Source organism: Pseudomonas sp. D2002 (assembly GCF_013385735.1).
Classification (GTDB): Bacteria; Pseudomonadota; Gammaproteobacteria; order Pseudomonadales; family Pseudomonadaceae; genus Aquipseudomonas.
Map to the genome: position 1 here is coordinate 1 of NZ_JACAPL010000018.1, position 1,381 is coordinate 1,381.

Here is a 1,381-nt window from a genome sequence, read left to right on the forward strand (position 1 = left end):
CAGCACCACCATCGCCAAAACCGAAGGCGGCAACTTCGAGAACCTGGTAACCGATCCGAAGGCGGCTGAAACAGCCATCACTGATTCGATCGACAACACCACGGTTTCCCTCTCCGCCGATAAAGCGTCGGTGGTTGAAGGTGGTGAGATTACCTACACCGCGACTCTGACGAACAAAGCTCAGACTGACGTAACCGTTACGCTTTCGAATGGTCAGACGATCACCATCAAAGCGGGTGAAACCGTTGGCTCGACTGTGTTCCAGACGCCAGCTAACGACGTTTACAACAATGGCAGCACCGTCAGCACCACGATCACCAAGACCGAAGGCGGCAACTTCGAGAACCTGGTAACCGATCCGAAGGCGGCTGAAACAGCCATCACCGATTCGATCGACAACACCACGGTTTCCCTCTCCGCCGACAAAGCCTCGGTGGTTGAAGGCGGTGAGATTACCTACACCGCGACCCTGACGAACAAAGCTCAGACTGACGTAACCGTTACGCTTTCGAATGGTCAGACGATCACCATTAAAGCTGGTGAAACCGTTGGCTCGACTGTTTTCCAAACGCCAGCCAACGACGTTTACAACAACGGTTCCACCGTCAGCACCACCATCGCCAAAACTGCAGGTGGTAACTTCGAGAACCTGGTGACCGATCCGAAAGCGGCTGAAACCACCATCACAGATTCGATCGATAACACCACCATCACTCTGACCGCTGATAAAGCATCGGTCGTTGAAGGCGGTGAGATTACCTACACAGCGACCCTGACCAACAAAGCGCAAACCGATGTCACCGTAACGTTGAGCAATGGCCAGACCATTACCATCAAAGCCGGTGAAACCGCTGGTTCGACTGTGTTCCAGACGCCAGCTAACGACGTCTACAACAACGGCTCAACCGTCAGCACCACCATCGCCAAAACTGTCGGCGGCAACTTCGAGAACCTGGTCACCGATCCGAAAGCAGCCGTAACCACGATCACCGACTCGATCGACAACACCACGGTTTCCCTGACTGCCGACAAAGCATCGGTGGTTGAAGGCGGCGACATCACCTACACCGCGACCTTGACCAACAAAGCGCAAACCGATGTCACCGTAACGTTGAGCAATGGCCAGACCATTACCATCAAAGCCGGTGAAACCGTTGGTTCGACCGTGTTCCAGACGCCAGCTAACGACGTCTACAACAACAGTTCCAGCGTCAGCACCACCATCGCCAAGACTGCGGGTGGTAATTTCGAGAACTTGGTCACCGATCCGAAAGCAGCCGTAACCACGATCACCGACTCGATCGACAACACCACGGTTTCCCTGACTGCCGACAAAGCATCGGTCGTTGAAGGCGGCGACATCACCTACACCGCGACCTTG

1 protein-coding gene is annotated in these 1,381 nt (G+C 54.7%); it reads left to right on the forward strand.

Annotated features, from left to right (window positions below; translation table 11 throughout):
- The coding region (locus HX783_RS26525; RefSeq protein WP_371317713.1) for an immunoglobulin-like domain-containing protein at positions 1 to 1,381 on the forward strand (1,381 nt) is incomplete at both ends.